Here is a 17,845-nt window from a genome sequence, read left to right on the forward strand (position 1 = left end):
GGGCCTATCCCCCGGGAGGCTCGCCTGAGCGCGTGCCGGTGCCGTCAGGTCGTCTGTCGTGGCTTCGGTGGGTGGAGAGGCTGGCGCGGCTTCCGTGGGCAAAGAGGCAGACGTGGTGATGAGGACCGGAGGGTCGTCGGCGGGCTCGGCGAGGTCGCGGAGGTGGTCGATGTCGACCGTGCGGCGGTTGCGGTAGAGGGCGAGGACGATCGCGAGGCCCAAGCCCACTTCGGCGGCCGCGATGACGATGACGAAGAGGGTGAGCACCTGGCCGCTGTGCAGGCGGTCACGGAGCCATACGTCGAAGGCCACCAGGTTGAGGTTGACGGCGTTGAGCATCAACTCGACCGACATCAGCACGAGGATCGTGTTGCGGCGGGCGAGCACGCCGTAGACGCCGATGGAGAAGAGGAGCGCGGAGACGACTGCCGGGTAGACGATATGCACTAATGACCCCCGGTTTGATCGGGTGCCGAGCTACCGCCGGTCTGACGGCGTCCCGAATTTCCCGCGGAATCGCCTGTTTGGTCTGGTGGTGAGCCGCCGGGGATGTCCGTACGGGACAGCACGATGGCACCGATCAGTGCGGCGAGCAGCAGCACGGACAGGGCCTCGAAGGGCAGCACCCAGGTCGCGAATATGCTTGCGCCCAATTCCTTGGCGGCACCCGGGCCGGGTCTCAGCGGTGTGTACGCCGTGCGGAATCCGTCGATCACCACCGTGACCAGGATCGCGGCCGTCGCCAGCGCCACAAGGGCAGAGACGAGCCGGTTGCCGCTGTCGAGGTCCGCGGAGCGGCCGATGGGGGCTCGGGTGAGCATGATGCCGAACAACAGCAGCACGACCACCGCGCCCACGTAGATCAGCACCTGGACCCAGGCCACGAACTCGGCCGTCAGCACCAGGTAACAACCCGCCAGGGCCCCGAAGCAGACCACGAGCCAGAGGGCCGCGTGGACCAGTTGCCTGGTCGTGACGACAAGCAGCGCCGATCCAACCGCTACCGCACCCAGCAGCAAGAACACGATTTCTTGCCCGGTGGGTGACAGGTAGGAGGGCACCGCTTCGGTCACGACTCCTCCTCGGACTCCCTTGTCTCATCAGGGCCGAGCCGTCCGGGCGGGCGGATGGACCGTGGGTCGGCCATCTTGCGCCTGCGGGGGCTCGCGGCAGAAGTCTGCTCCTCCGGCTCGGGCCGTGGTTGCGGATCGGCCGAGGCTGTGGACAACTTTTCTGCGGTTGCATCACCTGTGGATGAAGCCGGTCCCTGCGACTGCTCTCCAGCATCGTCCGTAACGTGCTCTCCAGCCTCGTCCGTGACGGCCTCGCCCTCGGAGCGGGCGGGGAGAGCGCCGGGTGGTCTGATTCCGCGTACGTTCGACATCGGCCGGCGTTCGCGCTGAGGCCTGCCTGTGGGGCCTGTTGGCGTTGCGGGGCCCTCGCCGGGCGCGTTCGTCGTCGGTTTCGCGTCTTGGGCGTGGGCCGTGGGGCCTGTCCTCGCGGCGTCGTCGGCCGCTTCCGCGCTTGTTGGGGTGGTTGTCGCGCCTGCGCTGGTCTGTTCCGACGTGGCGTCGCGGGCAGGCGAACGGTCCGTCAGCTCGGTGCCGGCGGGCTCGGTGCCGGCGGGCTCGGCCGACGTGGGCTGTTCGGCACTCGGGCTAGCGGGCTGTTCGGTGGCGGGGCCCGACACGCCTTGGGTGGCCGGGCCGGACACGCCTTCGGTGGTGGGACCCGACACGCCTTCGGTGGCCGGACGGGACGGACGGTCGGCGGACGCGCCGGTGCCGCGGTCAGAGGCCCGGCGTGAGGGGCGGTCGGCACCCTGGCGGGACGGACGGTCCGCAGACGGGCCGGCGCCGCGATCCGCAGGTGGGCGGGGGGAGCGGTCCGGGGCCGGGCGGCGGGGTGCGGCGGTGAGTTCCTTTGGGGGCTCGGCGCCGGGGTCGTGGGCCGGAGGCGGGGGAACTGTCTGGGTCCAAGCCGCCAGTTGGTCCTTCTCATGCACGAGGTTGCGGATGTCACCCTCGGCGTACTCGAACTCCGGCGACCAGAAGAGCGCGTCGAACGGGCACACCTCGATGCAGATGCCGCAGTACATGCAGAGGGAGAAGTCGATGGCGAAGCGGTCGAGAACGTTGCGCTGGCGGGCGCGGCCGCCCTCGGGAGCCGGGATGGTCTCCTTGTGGGAATCGATGTAGATGCACCAGTCGGGGCACTCCCGGGCACAGAGCATGCAGGAGGTGCAGTTTTCCTCGACCAGGGCGATGACGCCGCGGCTGCGGGGCGGGAGGTCGGGCTTGACCTCGGGATACTGCTGCGTCACCGATCTACGCAGCATGTGGCGAAGGGTGATAGACAACCCCTTTGCCAGTCCGACTCCCGGCATCCTCCCCATATCAACATCATGTCGCACTTAGCGGCGCAGGTGAATGCGCCAGAGCGTTGTCCCCAGGTTTTTTCCACAGTCATCCACAGGCTGGCGGGAGGTTATCCACAAGCTGATGACATGCCCGGTATGAACCGCGACAGGACGATAGTCTCTCGGCCATGCAGCACAGCCATCAGGTCCGTCCCAGTGGCGGGGCGTGGGCGGCCGCGGTCGCGTGGGCCTGCCTGCCCCTGTTCACGTGCGGACTGGCGACCCCGTTCACGATCGGGTTCGCGGCGTTCTGGCTGCGCAGCGCGTTCCAGGCCGCTGCCGCCTCTGTTTACCTGGTCTGCATCGGCTCCTTCGTGATCTCGGCGCTCGCGTACGCCGAATTCGAGGACATCCCCGAGCCGCTGGGCCTGCTGGTGTCCCTGGGGCTCATCGTCAGCTGGGGCGGCGGTGTCATCCATTCCGGGATCCTGGTGCCGACGATGGTGCGGGCGCGGCTCAGCGCGCCTGTGCACACTCCGTACCGGCCGTACCAACAGCCCCGACAGCACCAGCACCCGCCGCCCATGCAGCAGGTGGATCTGCACCAGCGGACCACCGCGCCCAGCCACCAGCGGACGCCGGGTGAGCCGGAGTGGGTCGGGCACTATCGGGTGCTCAAGTCACTCGGACGTGGCGGACAGGGGGCTGTTTATCTGGCCGCGGCGCCCAATGGGGTGCGGGTCGCCGTGAAGGTGCTGCACGATCTGGTCGACGAGACGGCGCGGGCGAGGTTCGCGCGGGAGGTGGAAGCGGCCCGGCGGGTGGCGACGTTTTCCACAGCCCGGGTGCTGGACGTGAACATCACCGGGCAATACCCGTACATCGTCAGCGAATACGTGGAGGGGCCGTCGCTGGAGCAGCTCGTCAGGAAGCACGGGCCGCGCGACGAGGACAGCCTGACTCGGCTGGCGTTGTCCACAGCGGGGGCGCTGGCGGCCATCCACAAGGCGGGGATCGTTCATCGCGACTTCAAGCCGAGCAACGTGCTGATCGGGCATGACGGGCCACGAGTGATCGACTTCGGGATCGCCCGGGCGCTCGATCAGATGACCATGACGTCCGGGAAAATGGTGGGGACGCCGCCTTACATGTCGCCTGAGCAGTTGTCCGGGGAGACGGTGGGGCCGGCGTCCGACGTGTTCAGCTGGGCCGTGACGATCGTGTTCGCGGCCACGGGGCGGCCGGCGTTCGGGGAGGACTCCGTACCTGCGGTGTTCAACCGGGTGCTCACCGTTCATCCGGACTTATCGCCGTTGCCGCCTGCGTTACGCGGGGTTGTGGGGGGTTGTCTGAGCAAGCGGCCCGAGGAGCGGCCGTCGGCCTCCGATGTGATGTTGGCGATCATCAACTGATCCCGCATGCCGCGACCGTCGTCACTGGCGTTACGGGATTGCCGTTCTTGCCCGCTTGACCAAGTCGAGATACTCCTCGCGCGACAGCCGTTCCACGACCAGAAGCAGTTCCTGGCGCTTGGCAAAGCGGTCCACGTCGTTCGCGGGCCAGCGGCCGGGGAGGTGATGGAGAACATGATCCATCCTGTCCAGGACGACCAGGCCCGTCAGGTCCTCGTAGCTGTAGAGGAGCAGGCTGAACGCCTCGTTGATGTCCACGCCCATGGGAAAGTCGGCGATGACGACGTTCCGCTGGATGATCTGGAGCCTCCACCTGCTGTCCTTTCCGGCCAGGTACGGGCCTTGGAGCGGGCCCACGATCGAGCCTTTGTCGACGCGTCGGCGGTGGATTCTCGCCCTGACGGGGCGAATGACCATCAATGCCGGGCTGAGGGCGACGACCAGCCATTTCGCATCGACGATGTCCAGGATCAGCCGGCCGATCCAAGAAATGCCATGCCAGGCGGCCCACAGCCCCGCGTAAGCCAGATATGCCATGACGCACAAGCCGATGACTCCCGCGCATACGACTGCGGTTTTGCGCCATTTGGTGAATGAGGGGCGCGAGAGGCCGTGTAGGCGCACCCAGCCGGGGGCGCGGCTCGCGAGCACCTTGCGCACCACCCGCGAGGGCCTGCCACGGGCGTCCACCAGTGGGATTCCGGCCCGTGTAGCGAAGGACCGCAGGTGAGGCGTGTGCCATTCGCCGGGCAGGTCGAGCATGACCAGGCCGTCGGAATCCAACGCGGCCAGACCCTGAACAGAGCTGTCCCCGTGTTCATAGCCGTACTGGTAAAGCTGGGCCGGCGTCAGACGTACCGAATGGCCTGAGGTGTTGTCGGTGACCGTCAGCGAATCCCCGTCTGCGGTCAGGATGGTTTCGGGGCAGCGGCCCCCCTTTGTCGCGCCTGCTACCGGAAGAAGCTCGTTCAATGCGTCATCCCCCATGGGCCCCTTGCTCGGGTACGACGAATAAGGCGGGCGTAAAGTTTCCGCCTCGAAATTCAGACGAGGACTTTGATGACGCCGGTGAGAGCCAGTTGGAGGAGCGCCAAGGGGACGAGGCCGGCCCAGGCGAGCTTCTGCAGCTGGTCCTCGCGCAGCCGCGGATACGTCACCCGCAGCCAGATCACGACGAACGCCAGCAGGAACACCTTGACCAGCGTCCACAGCCAGCCGGGCAGGAACGGGCCGTGCCAGCCGCCCAGGAACAAGACGGTGGTCAGGAAGGACAGGACCACGATCCCGGCGTACTCGGAGAGCATGAACAGGGCGAAGCGCATGCCGGTGTATTCCGTCATCGGGCCCATGATGATCTCGGACTCGGCGATCGGCATGTCGAACGGCGGCCGCCGCAGCTCGGCCAGCCCTGCCATGAAGAAGACCACGCCGCCGATCGCCTGCCACGGCAGCCACCACCACTGCCACGCCTCGACGATTCCCGGGATCGATAGCGTGCCCGCGGCCATCGCCACCGAGGAGGCCGCCAGCACCAGCGGCAGCTCGTACGACATGAGCTGAGCGGCCGAGCGCATGCCTCCGAGCACCGAGTATTTGTTGGCCGAGGCCCAGCCGGCCATGATCGAGCCGAGCACGCCGATGCCCATGACGGCGAGGACAAAGAAGAGACCCAGGTCGAGGTCCACGGCCACGCGGCCGCGATCGATGGGGATGGCGATCAGCACGACCAGGTAAGGGACCAGCGCCACGCCGGGAGCGATCATGAAGATGCGGCGGTCGGCCGCGGCCGGGATGACGTCCTCCTTCTGCATGAACTTCACCCCGTCGGCGATGAGCTGCGCCCAGCCGTGGAAGCCACCCGCGTACATAGGGCCGAGCCGTGACTGCATGTGGGCCATGACCTTGTGCTCGGTCTGACCGATGATCAGAGGCAGCGCCAGGAACACGACGAGGATGACGGCGAAGCTCAGCACCACATCAAGCATTGGACGGCTCCCCATCGGAGTCGGCGGGCGCTCTTCGATGATCGGGCCGTGGCCGGCGGCCCAGGGCGATCAGCGACAGCGGGCATGGACGAGACGTCGGTGGTGCCTGGGGCGGGTCAGGCATCCGGGGCTCCCCAATCCGCGGGTACGCCCGGTGGGAGGGTTTTGCGGCGGCTCGGGGCACCATGTCCGGACTCCCCGGGCTCCTTGGCGCCCGGCCAGGGCTTGGCCACGCGGGCGGCCAGGATGAAGTCCTTACGTAGCGGGTGGCCTTCGAAGCCGTCGGGCAGCAGCAGCGGCACCAGGTAAGGGTGGCCGTCGAAGATCACGCCGAACATCTCGTACGTCTCCCGCTCATGCCAGTTGGCACCCCTGTAGACGCCGACGGCGGTCGGCAGGTGCGGGTCGGCGCGCGGGACGCGCGTGCGGAGCAGCAACCGCTCGCCGGCGACCAGGTTGTAGACGTGGGCCACGACGAGGAAGGCGTCCGGCGGGTCGTCGACGCCGGTCAGCCAGTCGAAGAACGCGTAGCCGAGGTCATCGCGGACGAACGTCAGCAGCTCGATCCAGTCAGCGGGCGCGACGTCGATCGTCGTGTCGCCGTAGGACTCGGAGACCTCGGCCCGGTCGCCGAAATGTGCGGCGAGCTCGGCGGCCCTCATGCCTTCTCCGACCCTGACGACGACCCTGACGACGACCCCGACGACGACTCCGACGGCGAGGACCCGTGCGAGCGGGACCACACGTACCGGTCGCTGAGCTTCTCCTCGGCGATCTTCTCCTGGAGCTTCATGATCCCGTACAGGAGGGCCTCGGGCCTGGGCGGGCAGCCAGGCACGTAGACGTCCACGGGGATGATCTGATCCACCCCGTTGGTCACGCAGTAGGAGTCCCAGTAGGGGCCGCCCGTGTTGGAGCAGGCGCCGAACGAAATCACGTATTTCGGGTCGGGCATCTGCTCGTACAGCCGCTTGACGGCCGGGGCCATCTTGTCGGTGACCGTGCCTGAGACGATCATGAGGTCGGCCTGGCGGGGGCCGTTCGCGAACGGGATCACTCCGAACCGGATGAAGTCATGCCTGCTCATCGACGTCGCGATGAACTCGATCGCGCAGCACGCCAGCCCGAAGTTGAACACCCACAGGGAATAGCGGCGACCCCAGTTGAGCACGAAGCGCATCGGCTTGGGCGCCAACCGGGAGATCGGCCCCACTGTGGGCATCGGGAGATCCGTCGCTGCCATGATTCCATTGTTGCGCGGATCGCGGGCCAGGCAAAGAAGGCCGAGCTAGGTCCAGGTGAGCACGCGCTTGCGCCAGGCGTAAACGATCCCGAGCGCGATGAACCCCAGGAACACGAACATCTCCACCAGCGTCGTCAGCCCGTAGCCCGGCGCGTCGAAGACGGTGGCCCAGGGGAACAGGAAAACGGCGTCCACCGCGAACACGACGTAGAGATAGGTGAAGACGTAGTAGCGGACCTGCGACTGCGCCCAGCCCTCGCCGACCGGGTCAACCCCGCACTCGTACGTGGTCAGCTTCTCGGGCGTGGGACGGCTCGGGCGGAGGAGGCGGTTGGCCGTCAAGGCCCCGGCCACGATGGCGATGCCGATGCCGAGCAGCGCGGCGACCAGCACGTAGGACCCGAAGTAGCCGTCCATGACGTCGATCGTAACCCGCCGACCCCCCATAGCCCCAGCCGCCGCAACCCAACGACCCCCGCAAACCCACCGCCTGGAACCCCAGGGAGCCGGTTCTTGAACAAAAGGCCGACGAGCCCGGGTCTAAAACCAAGGATCGGTCAAGACCTCTTACCTCCTCACCCAAGACCGGGGTAAACAGGAAGATCAACCCCATAACCTGACGCACATGCACAAATCGCGATTCTTTTCCGGAATCGCTCTGCTAGCCCTCTCAGCCGGCGGATGCGGTGTGACCACCTCCCCCCACGGGCGGGATGTCGTGGTCCCGGCAGAGCCGACACTGATCGACTTCGTCGACCCGGCGACCGTCGGCGGCCTGTCGATCAGGACGATGACCGAGGGCAATTCCTCCAGTGCGCCGCGATATGCGCACATCAACTACCCCGAGCTCCCCTCCGCACCCCCGCTCAACCGGGCGCTACGAGCGCAGGCCCAGCGGCAACTGCAGGACTTCCGCAAGCGCACCCCCGGCGGCGTCTACCCGCGTCCCGAGCTGAACGTCGGCTGGCAGCTCGCCGCCGCCTCCGCCCAGGCGATCGGCGTACGGCTGCGTACCGGCGAGTTCCTCAGCGCGAGCTGGGGCAATTCCACACAGACCCTCTGGTACGACCCGCGCAAGGACAAGGCCGTCGGCTCCACCGGGCTGCTGGCCGGACAGGACGCGCTGCGGCGGCTCGCGGTGCTGGTCAAGGAGCGGCTCAAGGGGCGCGGCGAGCAGATCGAACGGAACGCGGTCACGGCCGGCGAGGAGCAGTTCGACTCGATGGCGTTCAACAGGGGCGGGGATCTGGTGGTCGAGTTCGACGACTGCCAGCTCGGGCCGTGCTCGCTAGGGCGGCTCGCCGTGGCGGTGCCGGCGGAGGAGGCGGCGCCGCTGCTGTCCGATCTGGGGCGGCGTGCCCAGGAAAGCGTCCGCGGGGCGACGGGTCCGGGCGTCAGGGACGACGAGAGCGGCCTGCCCTCCTACGTGAGCGCCTCGCCGCAGGACGCCTCCGCGAGCAGCCCCCCGGCCGTCAGCAGCCGGGCCGGCACCGTGGACTGCGCCGAGGCCAAGTGTGTCGCGCTGACGTTCGACGACGGGCCGGGGCCGTTCACCGGCAGGCTGCTGAGCTTGCTGAGGGAGGCGCAGGCGCGGGCCACGTTCTTCACGGTCGGCAGCAGCGCGGCCGCGCAGCCGGAGCTGCTGCGCAGGATGAGCTCGGAAGGTCATCTGGTCGGAAACCACAGCTGGGTGCACAGGGACCTGTCGAAGCAGGCCAGCAGCAAAATCGCCGACTCGCTCGGGCGCACCGAGGACACGATCGCGGCGGCCATCGGGCAGGCGCCGACGCTGGTACGGCCGCCGTACGGGGCGGTGAGCGGGGGCCTGCGCGACATCGCGCGCCAACACGGCTTCTCACTGGTCACCTGGGACGTGGACACCGGCGACGAACAGGGCGCAAAGGCGGCCGACATCGCTAACAGGGCCGTGCGCGAGGCGCATCCAGGTGCGATCATTCTGATGCACGACACTTATCAGGAAACCGTTGACGCGGTTCCGGACATCCTCAAAAGGTTGCGCGGGAAGGGTTACAGCTTCGTCACCGTTCCAGAGTTGTACGGTTCTGCAGGAATGCAGGCCGGACGGCTGTACAGGTCAGGGAGCGAGCCGTCTCGTAAGCAGCCCCTGACGTAGCGCACGTGTTGGGGGGACGTATAGTTGGCGCTCGTGACCCGAACCGTCCTGTTCGCCCGCCTGCATGTAGACCTCTGCAGGCTCGCGTCCGGGCTGTGTCGTCGTTGTTCTCCGACCTCACCCTGAGACCGACCGCGTTTACCCGCTTTACGCGGGCCGCAAACGCGCGACCTTCCGAGGATCTAGCATGGATATAGAGAACGCGCCTAATGCAACCGCGCCTTGGCGCGTCGAGGAGGACTGAGCTGTGACGAAGCAGGTCCAGCAACTCGACCGCGTGATCATCCGGTTCGCTGGGGACTCCGGCGACGGCATGCAGCTCACCGGCGACCGCTTCACGGCGGGCACGGCGGAGTTCGGCAACGACCTTTCCACGTTGCCCAACTTCCCGGCTGAGATCCGCGCGCCGGCAGGCACCCTGCCCGGCGTGTCGAGCTTCCAGCTCCACTTCGCCGACCACGACATTCTCACGCCCGGCGACGCGCCGAACGTGCTCGTGGCCATGAACCCGGCGGCACTCAAGGCCAACCTGGGCGACCTGCCCCGGGGCTCCGACATCATCGTGAACACGGACGAGTTCACCAAGCGCAACCTGCAGAAGGTCGGCTACGCCGCCAACCCGCTGGAGGACGACTCGCTCAACGAGTGGCGGGTCCACGCGGTGCCGCTGACCTCGCTCACCGTCAAGGCGCTCGAGGGCTTCGACCTGTCCAAGAAGGACGCCGAGCGGTCGAAGAACATGTTCGCCCTCGGCCTGCTCAGCTGGCTCTACCACCGGCCGACCGACCACACCATCAAGTTCCTCGAGCAAAAGTTCGCAAAGAAGCCGGAGATCGCCAAGGCCAACATCGCGGCCTTCCAGGCGGGCTGGAACTATGGCGAGACCACCGAGTCGTTCTCGGTGTCCTACGAGGTCAAGCCGGCGCAGCTGGCGCCGGGCGTCTACCGCAACATCTCCGGCAACCAGGCGCTCGCCTACGGTCTGATCGCCGCCAGCGTGCAGTCCAAGCTGCCGCTGTTCCTGGGCTCCTACCCGATCACCCCGGCCAGCGACATCCTGCACGAGCTCAGCAAGCACAAGAAGTTCGGCATCCGCACCTTCCAGGCGGAGGACGAGATCGCGGGCGTCGGCGCGGCGCTCGGGGCCGCCTTCGGCGGCGCGCTGGGCGTGACCACCACGTCGGGTCCGGGTGTGGCGCTGAAGGCCGAGACGGTCGGCCTGGCGGTCACCACCGAGCTGCCGCTGATCATCGTGGACGTGCAGCGGGCGGGGCCGAGCACCGGCATGCCGACCAAGACCGAGCAGACCGACCTGCTGATGGCCATGTACGGCCGCAACGGCGAGTCCCCGGTGCCGATCGTGGCGCCGATGTCGCCGAGCGACTGCTTCGACGCGGCCATCGAGGCGGCCAGGATCGCGGTCAAATACCGCACCCCGGTCATGCTCCTCTCGGACGGCTACCTGGCCAACGGCTCGGAGCCGTGGCGCCTGCCCGAAATTTCCGACTTGCCCGATATTTCACAAGAATTTACGACGGCGCCGAACGGTGACGACGGCGAGTTCCTGCCGTACAAGCGGGACAGCGAGACCCTCGCCCGCCCGTGGGCCATCCCCGGCACCGCCGGGCTGGAGCACCGCATCGGCGGCATCGAGAAGGCCGACGGCACCGGCAACATCTCCTACGACCCGGACAACCACGACCTGATGGTCCGCAGCCGGGCCGCCAAGATCGCCGGCATCGACGTGCCCGACCTCGAGGTCGACGACCCCGACAGCGACGCGAAGGTGCTGGTCATCGGCTGGGGCTCGACGTACGGCCCGATCGCCGCGGCCATGCGGCGGATCAGGAGGAACGGCGGCAAGGTCGCCCAGGCACACTTCCGCCACCTCAACCCGCTGCCGGCCAACACCGGCGAGGTGCTCAAGCGCTACGACAAGGTGCTGCTCCCCGAGGTCAACCTGGGCCAGCTGGCCCTGCTGCTGCGGGGCCGCTACCTCGTCGACGTGATCAGCTACAACCGTGTGCGCGGGCTCCCGTTCAAGGCCGAGGAGCTGGCCGGAGTCATCCAGGACGTGATCGACAGTGACTGAGCTGGTGAACGGGAAGGGCTTGTCGCTCGTTCCCAAGACGGATGTGAAGCAGGGCCTGAAGGACTTCAAGTCCGACCAGGAGGTCCGCTGGTGCCCCGGCTGCGGTGACTACGCGATCCTGGCCGCGGTGCAGAGCTTCCTGCCAGAGCTCGGGCTCAAGCGCGAGAACATCGTGTTCGTGTCGGGCATCGGCTGCTCGTCGCGGTTCCCTTACTACCTCAACACCTACGGGTTCCACTCGATCCACGGCCGCGCGCCGGCGATCGCTACCGGGCTGTCCGCCTCCAGGCCCGACCTGTCGGTGTGGGTGATCACGGGTGACGGTGACGCGCTGTCCATCGGCGGCAACCACCTGATCCACGCGCTGCGCCGCAACGTCAACCTCAACATCCTGCTGTTCAACAACAGGATCTACGGTCTGACCAAGGGCCAATACTCCCCCACGTCCGAGGTCGGCAAGATCACCAAGTCGACGCCGATGGGGTCGCTGGACAAGCCGTTCAACCCGATCTCGCTGGCCATCGGCGCCGAGGCGTCGTTCGTGGCCCGCACGCTCGACTCCGACCGCAAGCATCTGCAGTCGGTGCTGCGCGAGGCCACCGCGCACCGCGGCGCGTCGCTGGTGGAGATCTACCAAAACTGCAACATCTTCAACGACAACGCCTTCGAGCCGCTCAAGGACCCGGAGGTCCGCGACGACATCACGCTGCGCCTGGAGCACGGGCAGCCGATCGTGAGCGCCTCCAAGGCGGTCGTCCGGGCCGCTTCCGGCAGTCTTGAAGTCGTGGCCCGCGACGGCGTGAGCGAGGACGAGATCCTCGTGCACGACGCGCACAACCCCGACCCGTCGCTCGCCTTCGCGCTGAGCAGGCTGGACGACCCGTCGTTCGAGCACGTGCCGATCGGCGTCTTCCGCAGTGTGGACCGGCCGTCGTACGAGGTGGCCATGGCCGAGCAGATGGAGCAGGCGGCAGCGCAGAAGGGCCCCGGTGACCTGACCGATCTGCTCATGGGTGGAGACACCTGGCGCATCGGTTGACCGGGCGCTGAGCCCTGCTGGGCTCGCGGACGGACCAACTGCTGACGTGCCTGGAGCGGGGCCCGACGAGGCGCCGCTCCAGGTAACGCACCCCCTTCTTGGACCGATACATATCCGATGCATCGGACTCGCGGGGGGACGGCAGAATGGCCGAAGCCAGGGTTGAGCGTCGCTCCGCGTACAACCGTGACTCGATAGGAGCTCGATGAGCGCCCTGCACGCTTTACGGAACCGCTTCGTGGACGCGCCGAACTCCGTGGGAGCACGCGCCCGCCAGCGCCGGTGGGACCGACTCATCGCAACATTTCCTGATCTGCCGGATATGTCGGTCATAGATTTGGGTGGAACGTTCTCCGCCTGGGAGCGGGCCCCCGTTCGGCCCGCCCGCTTGCGGATCATCAACCTGATGGATCCGCCGGCCGACCCACCCTCATGGGTCCGCGCAGAGCGCGGCGACGCCACCGAGTTGTCCGCCGAAGTCCTTTCCGGCGACTACGACCTGGTCTACTCCAACGCGGTGATCGAGCACGTGGGCGGTCACCTCCGCCGCGAGCGCTTCGCCGAAAATGTACGCTCACTCGCCGACCGGCATTGGGTGCAGTGCCCCTACCGTTATTTCCCCATCGAGCCGCACGTGCTCTTCCCCGGATTCCAGTTCCTCCCCGTTGCCGCCAGGACGACTGTCATCAGCCACTGGCCGCTCGTGCACACCACGCCCGGCAACCGGCTGGCGGCGCTACGGGATGCGATGGAGGTCGAGCTGCTCAGCGTGACCGAGATGCGCTACTACTTCCCCACGTCCCAGCTCCGGTACGAACGCATGGGCGGCCTGATCAAGTCGATGATCGCCGTCCAGGTGAAGTAGCGCTACGCCGTGATCTTGTAGACGTGGTAGGAGTACTCCTTTTCGAAGGAGTCGGTGAACCGCCCGTCCTTGACGGGCAGGGTTCGGTTCTCGAAGAGCACTTCCACCTTCGCCGCGGACCTCAGCTCGGGCGGCAGGGTCAGCATCCGGTTTCCCGGCTCGGACCCCCGCCTGGTCATGGCGAAGACGTAGAACGAGCCGTCGTGGCCCTTCAGCATGGTCTCCAGGCCGGAGCCGAAGGTGTGGGCGAAGGACTGGGTGTTGAGCACGGGGGCGAGCTGCTTGATCTGGTTGTTGACCTCGGTCGTCGCCGCCCTGACCCCGGTGTAGCACGCATCGCGGAGAATGTGGCTGCTCGTGCAGGGACCGCCGAAGCTGTGGTTGAAGTAGATGATGCCGCGTGCCTCGTGGATGAGCGAGTTCATCACCGCGCCCTGCACCTGCTCGGGGTCGATCGTCCTGACGCCACTGCCGTCTTTGTCGTTGAAGGGCCAGCCGAGCTCGACGAAGCCGTAGATCGGCTGCCGTCGCTGGTCCATGCCGTCCAGCCGGCGCTCCTTGTCCAGCAGCCAACCGTAACCGGCGGCACGGGGACATTCACTGTCGGGGAACTTGAGTATGGTCTTGGCCTCCACGCAGATTCCCGCGTCGGTGTACCAGTACATGTCGGTCGAGACGATGTCGGTGTAGTTGTTGACGAACGTGGCGTTGTCCTCGTCCGACCACCACAGCCCGACGCCCTTGCCATAGTTGGCGTAGTACATGCGCCCGTCGTTCTTCGGCAACTTGTCCTTCAGGGTGCGCATGGCGGTGAAGCCGCAGCCCTCGTCCTTGGCGCCCTTGCATGGCGTGCCCTCACCGCCGAGCCTGCCATCCCAGGGGGCGTTGCCCGGCCGTGGGAACATGTCCGCCTCGTCGGCGATCAGCCAGCCCACCGTCTCGGCGCCGTATCCCGGCAATGGCTTGCTCGTCATCGCGGACATGCCGTGCGACCGGATCAGCCCCATGTCGCTGTCTTCGGTCAGCTCCACGTAGAGATTGAGGCCGGCGGCCTGGTCAGAGGCCACGTCCTGCTCCGTGAGCACCGACTCGTACCAGACGCCGATGGGGAAGAAGGATGGATTGGTCCAACCCGCCGCCGCCGCCACGCTGAAGCGCTGGTAGTAGGACGGGCCGCCCTCCCAGGGCACTCGTGACAACTGCACGACAGAGGGTTTGCCCGGAGTGCCCGGCTCGCGCGGGCTGGCGCTCGCGTTCACCACGATCAGGACGGCGGCGACGGCGAGGACGAGCGCACCCGCCACTCTCCAGATGTTTCGCCTCCGGTGGTTCACGATCGTCCCTCCGCCGTCTCGATCTTGTAGATGTGGTACGTGCTCTCGGTGTCGAAGGAGTCGGTGAACTGGCCGTCGGCGCCGACGGGGACGGTACGCCCCTCGAAGAGAACTTCTACCTGGCGGGCCGTGGAGAGGTTGGCGGGTACGGCGAGCGTATGCCGCCCCGTGCTCGCTCCCCGCGCGACCATGGCGAAGAGATAGTACGCGCCGCGATACCGCTTCAACATCGTGTCGAGCTCGGGGGCGTAGCCATACCGGTAGGACTGAGTGTTCAGAACCGGTGCGAGCTGCCTTATCTGGCCGTTGACCTCGGTCACCGCCGGCCTGATGCCGTCGCCGCATGGTTCGCGGAGCAAGCTGACCGTCCGGCACGGGCCGCCGAAGTTGTGGCCGAGATAGATGATCCCGCTCGCCTCATGGATGAGCGAACTCATCACCGCGCCCTTCATCTGCTCGGGCCTGATGGTGCCGCCGCTCTTCTGGCTGGGATGGCCGAGTTCGACAAGCGCAAAGATCGGCTGGAGGCTGCCGTCCTCGGCGTCCAGGAGCCGCTGCCTGTCGATGACCGCGCCGTAGTTCGCGGACAGCCGGCACTGGCTGGACGGCATCCGCAGGAAGCGCTCGCCTTCGTCGCAGGCGGCAGGATCGGTGTACCAGTGGACGCCGGTCGAGACCACATTCGTGTAGCCGTTGACGAATTCGGCCGCCTGCTCGCTTGAGTGCCAATACATGACGCCTTTGCCGTAGTTGGCGTAGCGCAGGTGCCCGTCCTCGGGCAGCCGGCGGGCGAGCCTGTCCATCACGGTGAAGCCGCATCGTTTCCCCTCGGGGAGGCATACACCGCTGCGATAACCCTGCGCACCCGACCACTTCGCCACACCGGCCCCGGCCCACATGTCGGCCTCCGTGGCCAGGAACCACCCCACGGTCTCCGGCCCGGCTCCGCGCCGGGGGCCGCTGGTGATCGCCGACATCCGGTTCGAACGGACCAGCCCCATGTCGCTGTCCTGGGTCAGTTCGACGTAGGTGTTGATTCCGGCCTTCCGGTCTTTGTCCACGTCCTGCTGAGCGCGTAGGGACGCGTACCAGACGCCGACCGGGAAAAAGGACGGCTTGCTCCAGCCGGCTTCGGCGGCCGCCTTAAAACGCTTGTAGTAAGCCGGTCCACCGGCCCAGGGAACCGGTTCCAGCTCGGCCCTGATCGGCGGCAGCCCACTCGCTCGCTCGACCGCAGGCGGCGGGGTGCCCTGCGGTGCGCACGCGGCCAGGGCCAGCGCGAAGGGAGCCAGTCTCCGGATCAACCTCATCATTCCGGCGGCCGCTCTGCCAGCGCCATCAGCTCGGCTGCGCGTGCCGACCAGTCGGCACGGAGCACCGAGGCCCGCAGCTCCCCCGGCGGTAGAGGACCGCCCTCGGCGAGCGCCTCGTGGACGGCCTTGACGAACAGGTCGGCGTTGGCCGCCACCCGGACCCGGTCGGCGTAGCCGGACAACTCACCGTACTCTGTGCTCACCACCGGCAGGCCGAGGGCGAGGTATTCCTTGAGCTTGATCGGGTTGGAATGCCTGATCCAGTCGTTGTCCAGCCAGGGCATGATCGCGACGTCGAACCCGGACCCGTACGCGGGGATCTGTTCGTAAGGACGGAAACCCAGCCAGTGCACGTTCGGGAGTCCGGTGAGCCGCTCCATCGGCCCGTCGGCGTCGCCGATCAGCACCAGTGACGCCTCGGGCAGGTCGACGGCGATTCGCTCCAGCAGGTCGAAGTCGACGACGAAGCTGTCGAGCGCGCCGAAGAATCCCACGATCGGGCCCGGTATGCGGCGCAGGTCGGCAGGGCGGCGCTCGGCCGGGACGTGCTGGAAGTGGGCCAGATCCACGCCGTGGTCCAGGAAATGCGCCCGGTCGCCGGCCAAGGGACGGTCCTCGGCCATGAGGGTTCTGCTGACATAGAGCACATGATCGGCGCGTCGCAGCAGCTCACCCTCGAGCGCCTCGATGGCCGCCCCGCCGCCTTCGGGAAAGGCGGAGTGCCGATCGGAGCGGTTGAAGAGCAGCGCTCGCCGCCTCATCGGCCGCACCACATCCCACGCGGTCGGGAGCGTCACCATGATCACCGGGTCGCGGAAGCGGAGGAGCCCGCAGACCGTTTTCACCTGCGCTCTCACCAGGGCGGCATTCACCCGGCGGCCCAGTGGGGACCCGTATAGAGGCAACGGCAGCGGCGACATCACGTAGAAGCCCGGCTGTGGCCGCCGCACGAACTTCGCCACGCTGCGCAGCTTCCTGGTGATCCGCCTGACCACATGGGTCGACTTGCCGGGCAGCGGCATTCTCATGCCGATGCTGTTGACGATGAGGACCCGGCGGTGGGCCGACACCTGCCGCATCAGTTGGAAGTCCGAATGCGCCCTGTTGTGGTACCACCAGTCCTGAGCGGAGAAGCAGACGTAGTCGGCGGGCTCCGGGGGGCGGCCTGGCTGATCGGGCCACTCGCTCATGGTCAGCAGCTCACGTAGCGCCGCCCGGTGGCGGCCTCTGGCGAGCGCGCGGCTCGCCTCGTTGACCGTGACGGCCACCCTCATCAGCGCGCCGCGCGCCCGGCCATGGAGCTGCCGGTGGAGCCGGACGCGGTTGGCCGCCGCGAGCGCCCACAGCCTGCCGGAGGCGACCTGGTCTCCGCCGAGATGCACGGCCACCGCATCCGGTTCGTACCGAATGGTGAAGCCGTGCCGCCCCGCGCGCAGCATGTACTCCGTCTCCTCCGAGTACAGGAAGTATCGCTCGTCGAGCAGGCCCGCGGTCTCGACGCAGGCCCGCGAGATCAGCCACGCGGCCCCGGTCGCCCAGTCGACGGTGCGGGCCGAGTCATAGTCGCCGGGGTCGGCCACCAACTCGCCGAGGGGCGTGATCCGTCCGGCTCTGAAGCCCCCGAGCACCGCCTCGCCCACCGCTCTCAGCACGGTTGGCCGCCTGCGCAAAGAGAGCTGAAGGCGCCCCTCCTCGTCGAGGAGTTTGGGCACGGCGATGCCCGTGCCAGGGAGGGCGAGGGCTTCGCGCAACCTCGCGACCGCTCCTGGGCGGAGCCGGATGTCGGCGTTCAGCACCAAGACGTCGCAGCCCTCGGCTGCCCTGATACCGGCGTTCACACCGAAGGCGAACCCGCCGTTGCGTCCGGTCTCGATCAGCTCCACGCCCGATCCGAACGCGCGTACCCGCTCGGCCGTGTCATCGGGCGAGTCGTTGTCCACCACGATGATCCTGGCGGGCCCTGCCCCTTCCAGCCCGGGGCCGAGCGAGCGTAGGCACTCCTCGATGATCTGGCCACTGGCGTACGCGACGATCACCACGGCAAGGGTCATGTTGGGCAACCATTTCTC

General features: G+C 67.5%; 16 protein-coding genes and 1 pseudogene. 6 read left to right on the top strand and 11 right to left on the bottom strand.

All coding sequences use genetic code 11. The features are described from left to right. Positions 1-132: 132 nt before the first annotated feature. The 3 genes and pseudogenes from nuoK to ACTWQA_RS38150 all read right to left on the bottom strand — a co-directional run. A pseudogene (nuoK, locus tag ACTWQA_RS38140) lies at positions 133-447 on the bottom strand (NADH-quinone oxidoreductase subunit NuoK); the annotation flags it as partial. Next, positions 447-1,073, bottom strand: coding sequence for an NADH-quinone oxidoreductase subunit J family protein (locus tag ACTWQA_RS38145; protein ID WP_443163803.1), 627 nt, complete (start codon positions 1,071-1,073; stop codon positions 447-449). The gene ACTWQA_RS38145 and the pseudogene nuoK, both read right to left, overlap by 1 nt. After that, positions 1,070-2,338 carry a 4Fe-4S binding protein gene (locus ACTWQA_RS38150; protein WP_443163804.1) on the bottom strand — a complete coding sequence of 423 codons (1,269 nt, stop codon included), beginning with the start codon at positions 2,336-2,338 and terminating at the stop codon, positions 1,070-1,072. Before ACTWQA_RS38150 ends, ACTWQA_RS38145 begins: the two co-directional genes overlap by 4 nt. A 209-nt stretch (positions 2,339-2,547) precedes the next feature. Here ACTWQA_RS38150 and ACTWQA_RS38155 point away from each other — a divergent pair, with 209 nt between their 5' ends. Next, positions 2,548-3,771: a serine/threonine-protein kinase gene (locus tag ACTWQA_RS38155; protein WP_443163805.1), complete on the top strand. Its 1,224-nt coding sequence runs from the start codon at positions 2,548-2,550 to the stop codon at positions 3,769-3,771. A 30-nt stretch (positions 3,772-3,801) separates the two neighbouring features. Here ACTWQA_RS38155 and ACTWQA_RS38160 read toward each other — a convergent pair whose 3' ends face one another. From ACTWQA_RS38160 to ACTWQA_RS38180, 5 genes are all read right to left on the bottom strand, one after another. Next, positions 3,802-4,758, bottom strand: a complete 957-nt coding sequence (locus ACTWQA_RS38160) for a hypothetical protein (RefSeq protein ID WP_443163806.1) — start codon at positions 4,756-4,758, stop codon at positions 3,802-3,804. Between the two features lie 56 nt (positions 4,759-4,814). After that, positions 4,815-5,756 (bottom strand): NADH-quinone oxidoreductase subunit NuoH, encoded by a 942-nt coding sequence (gene nuoH, locus ACTWQA_RS38165; protein ID WP_443163807.1) that lies wholly within the window; start codon positions 5,754-5,756, stop codon positions 4,815-4,817. Positions 5,757-5,872: 116 nt separating this feature from the next. Further along, a complete protein-coding gene (locus ACTWQA_RS38170; protein WP_443163808.1) occupies positions 5,873-6,418 on the bottom strand; it encodes an NADH-quinone oxidoreductase subunit C in 546 nt (181 codons plus the stop codon). Beyond that, positions 6,415-6,999 (bottom strand): NADH-quinone oxidoreductase subunit B, encoded by a 585-nt coding sequence (locus ACTWQA_RS38175; RefSeq protein WP_443163809.1) that lies wholly within the window; start codon positions 6,997-6,999, stop codon positions 6,415-6,417. The genes ACTWQA_RS38170 and ACTWQA_RS38175 overlap by 4 nt, the downstream gene beginning before the upstream one ends. A 45-nt stretch (positions 7,000-7,044) precedes the next feature. After that, positions 7,045-7,416 (bottom strand): NADH-quinone oxidoreductase subunit A, encoded by a 372-nt coding sequence (locus ACTWQA_RS38180; RefSeq protein WP_443163810.1) that lies wholly within the window; start codon positions 7,414-7,416, stop codon positions 7,045-7,047. Between the two features lie 271 nt (positions 7,417-7,687). Between ACTWQA_RS38180 and ACTWQA_RS38185 the strand changes: the two genes are divergently transcribed. From ACTWQA_RS38185 to ACTWQA_RS38205, 5 genes are all read left to right on the top strand, one after another. Continuing rightward, positions 7,688-9,133: a polysaccharide deacetylase family protein gene (locus tag ACTWQA_RS38185; protein ID WP_443163811.1), complete on the top strand. Its 1,446-nt coding sequence runs from the start codon at positions 7,688-7,690 to the stop codon at positions 9,131-9,133. Between the two features lie 33 nt (positions 9,134-9,166). Next, positions 9,167-9,259: a putative leader peptide gene (locus ACTWQA_RS38190; protein ID WP_367804195.1), complete on the top strand. Its 93-nt coding sequence runs from the start codon at positions 9,167-9,169 to the stop codon at positions 9,257-9,259. Positions 9,260-9,380: 121 nt separating this feature from the next. Next, positions 9,381-11,225, top strand: a complete 1,845-nt coding sequence (locus ACTWQA_RS38195) for a 2-oxoacid:acceptor oxidoreductase subunit alpha (RefSeq protein ID WP_443163812.1) — start codon at positions 9,381-9,383, stop codon at positions 11,223-11,225. Further along, a complete protein-coding gene (locus tag ACTWQA_RS38200) occupies positions 11,218-12,264 on the top strand; it encodes a 2-oxoacid:ferredoxin oxidoreductase subunit beta (RefSeq protein ID WP_443163813.1) in 1,047 nt (348 codons plus the stop codon). The genes ACTWQA_RS38195 and ACTWQA_RS38200 overlap by 8 nt, the downstream gene beginning before the upstream one ends. 406 nt (positions 12,265-12,670) lie before the next feature. Beyond that, positions 12,671-13,129: a hypothetical protein gene (locus ACTWQA_RS38205; protein WP_443163814.1), complete on the top strand. Its 459-nt coding sequence runs from the start codon at positions 12,671-12,673 to the stop codon at positions 13,127-13,129. A 2-nt stretch (positions 13,130-13,131) separates the two neighbouring features. Here the strand turns inward: ACTWQA_RS38205 and ACTWQA_RS38210 are convergent, their stop codons facing one another. From ACTWQA_RS38210 to ACTWQA_RS38220, 3 genes are read right to left on the bottom strand one after another with little or no spacing between them, the layout of a single operon-like run. Further along, positions 13,132-14,433, bottom strand: a complete 1,302-nt coding sequence (locus ACTWQA_RS38210) for a hypothetical protein (protein WP_443163815.1) — start codon at positions 14,431-14,433, stop codon at positions 13,132-13,134. A 26-nt stretch (positions 14,434-14,459) separates the two neighbouring features. Then, positions 14,460-15,767 carry a hypothetical protein gene (locus ACTWQA_RS38215; protein WP_443163816.1) on the bottom strand — a complete coding sequence of 436 codons (1,308 nt, stop codon included), beginning with the start codon at positions 15,765-15,767 and terminating at the stop codon, positions 14,460-14,462. Between the two features lie 5 nt (positions 15,768-15,772). Further along, complete coding sequence (locus ACTWQA_RS38220; protein ID WP_443163817.1) at positions 15,773-17,827, bottom strand: glycosyltransferase; 2,055 nt, start codon at positions 17,825-17,827, stop codon at positions 15,773-15,775. Between the last annotated feature and the right edge of the window lie 18 nt (positions 17,828-17,845).

This window comes from Nonomuraea sp. 10N515B, from assembly GCF_052245915.1.
Lineage (GTDB): Bacteria > Actinomycetota > Actinomycetes > Streptosporangiales > Streptosporangiaceae > Nonomuraea.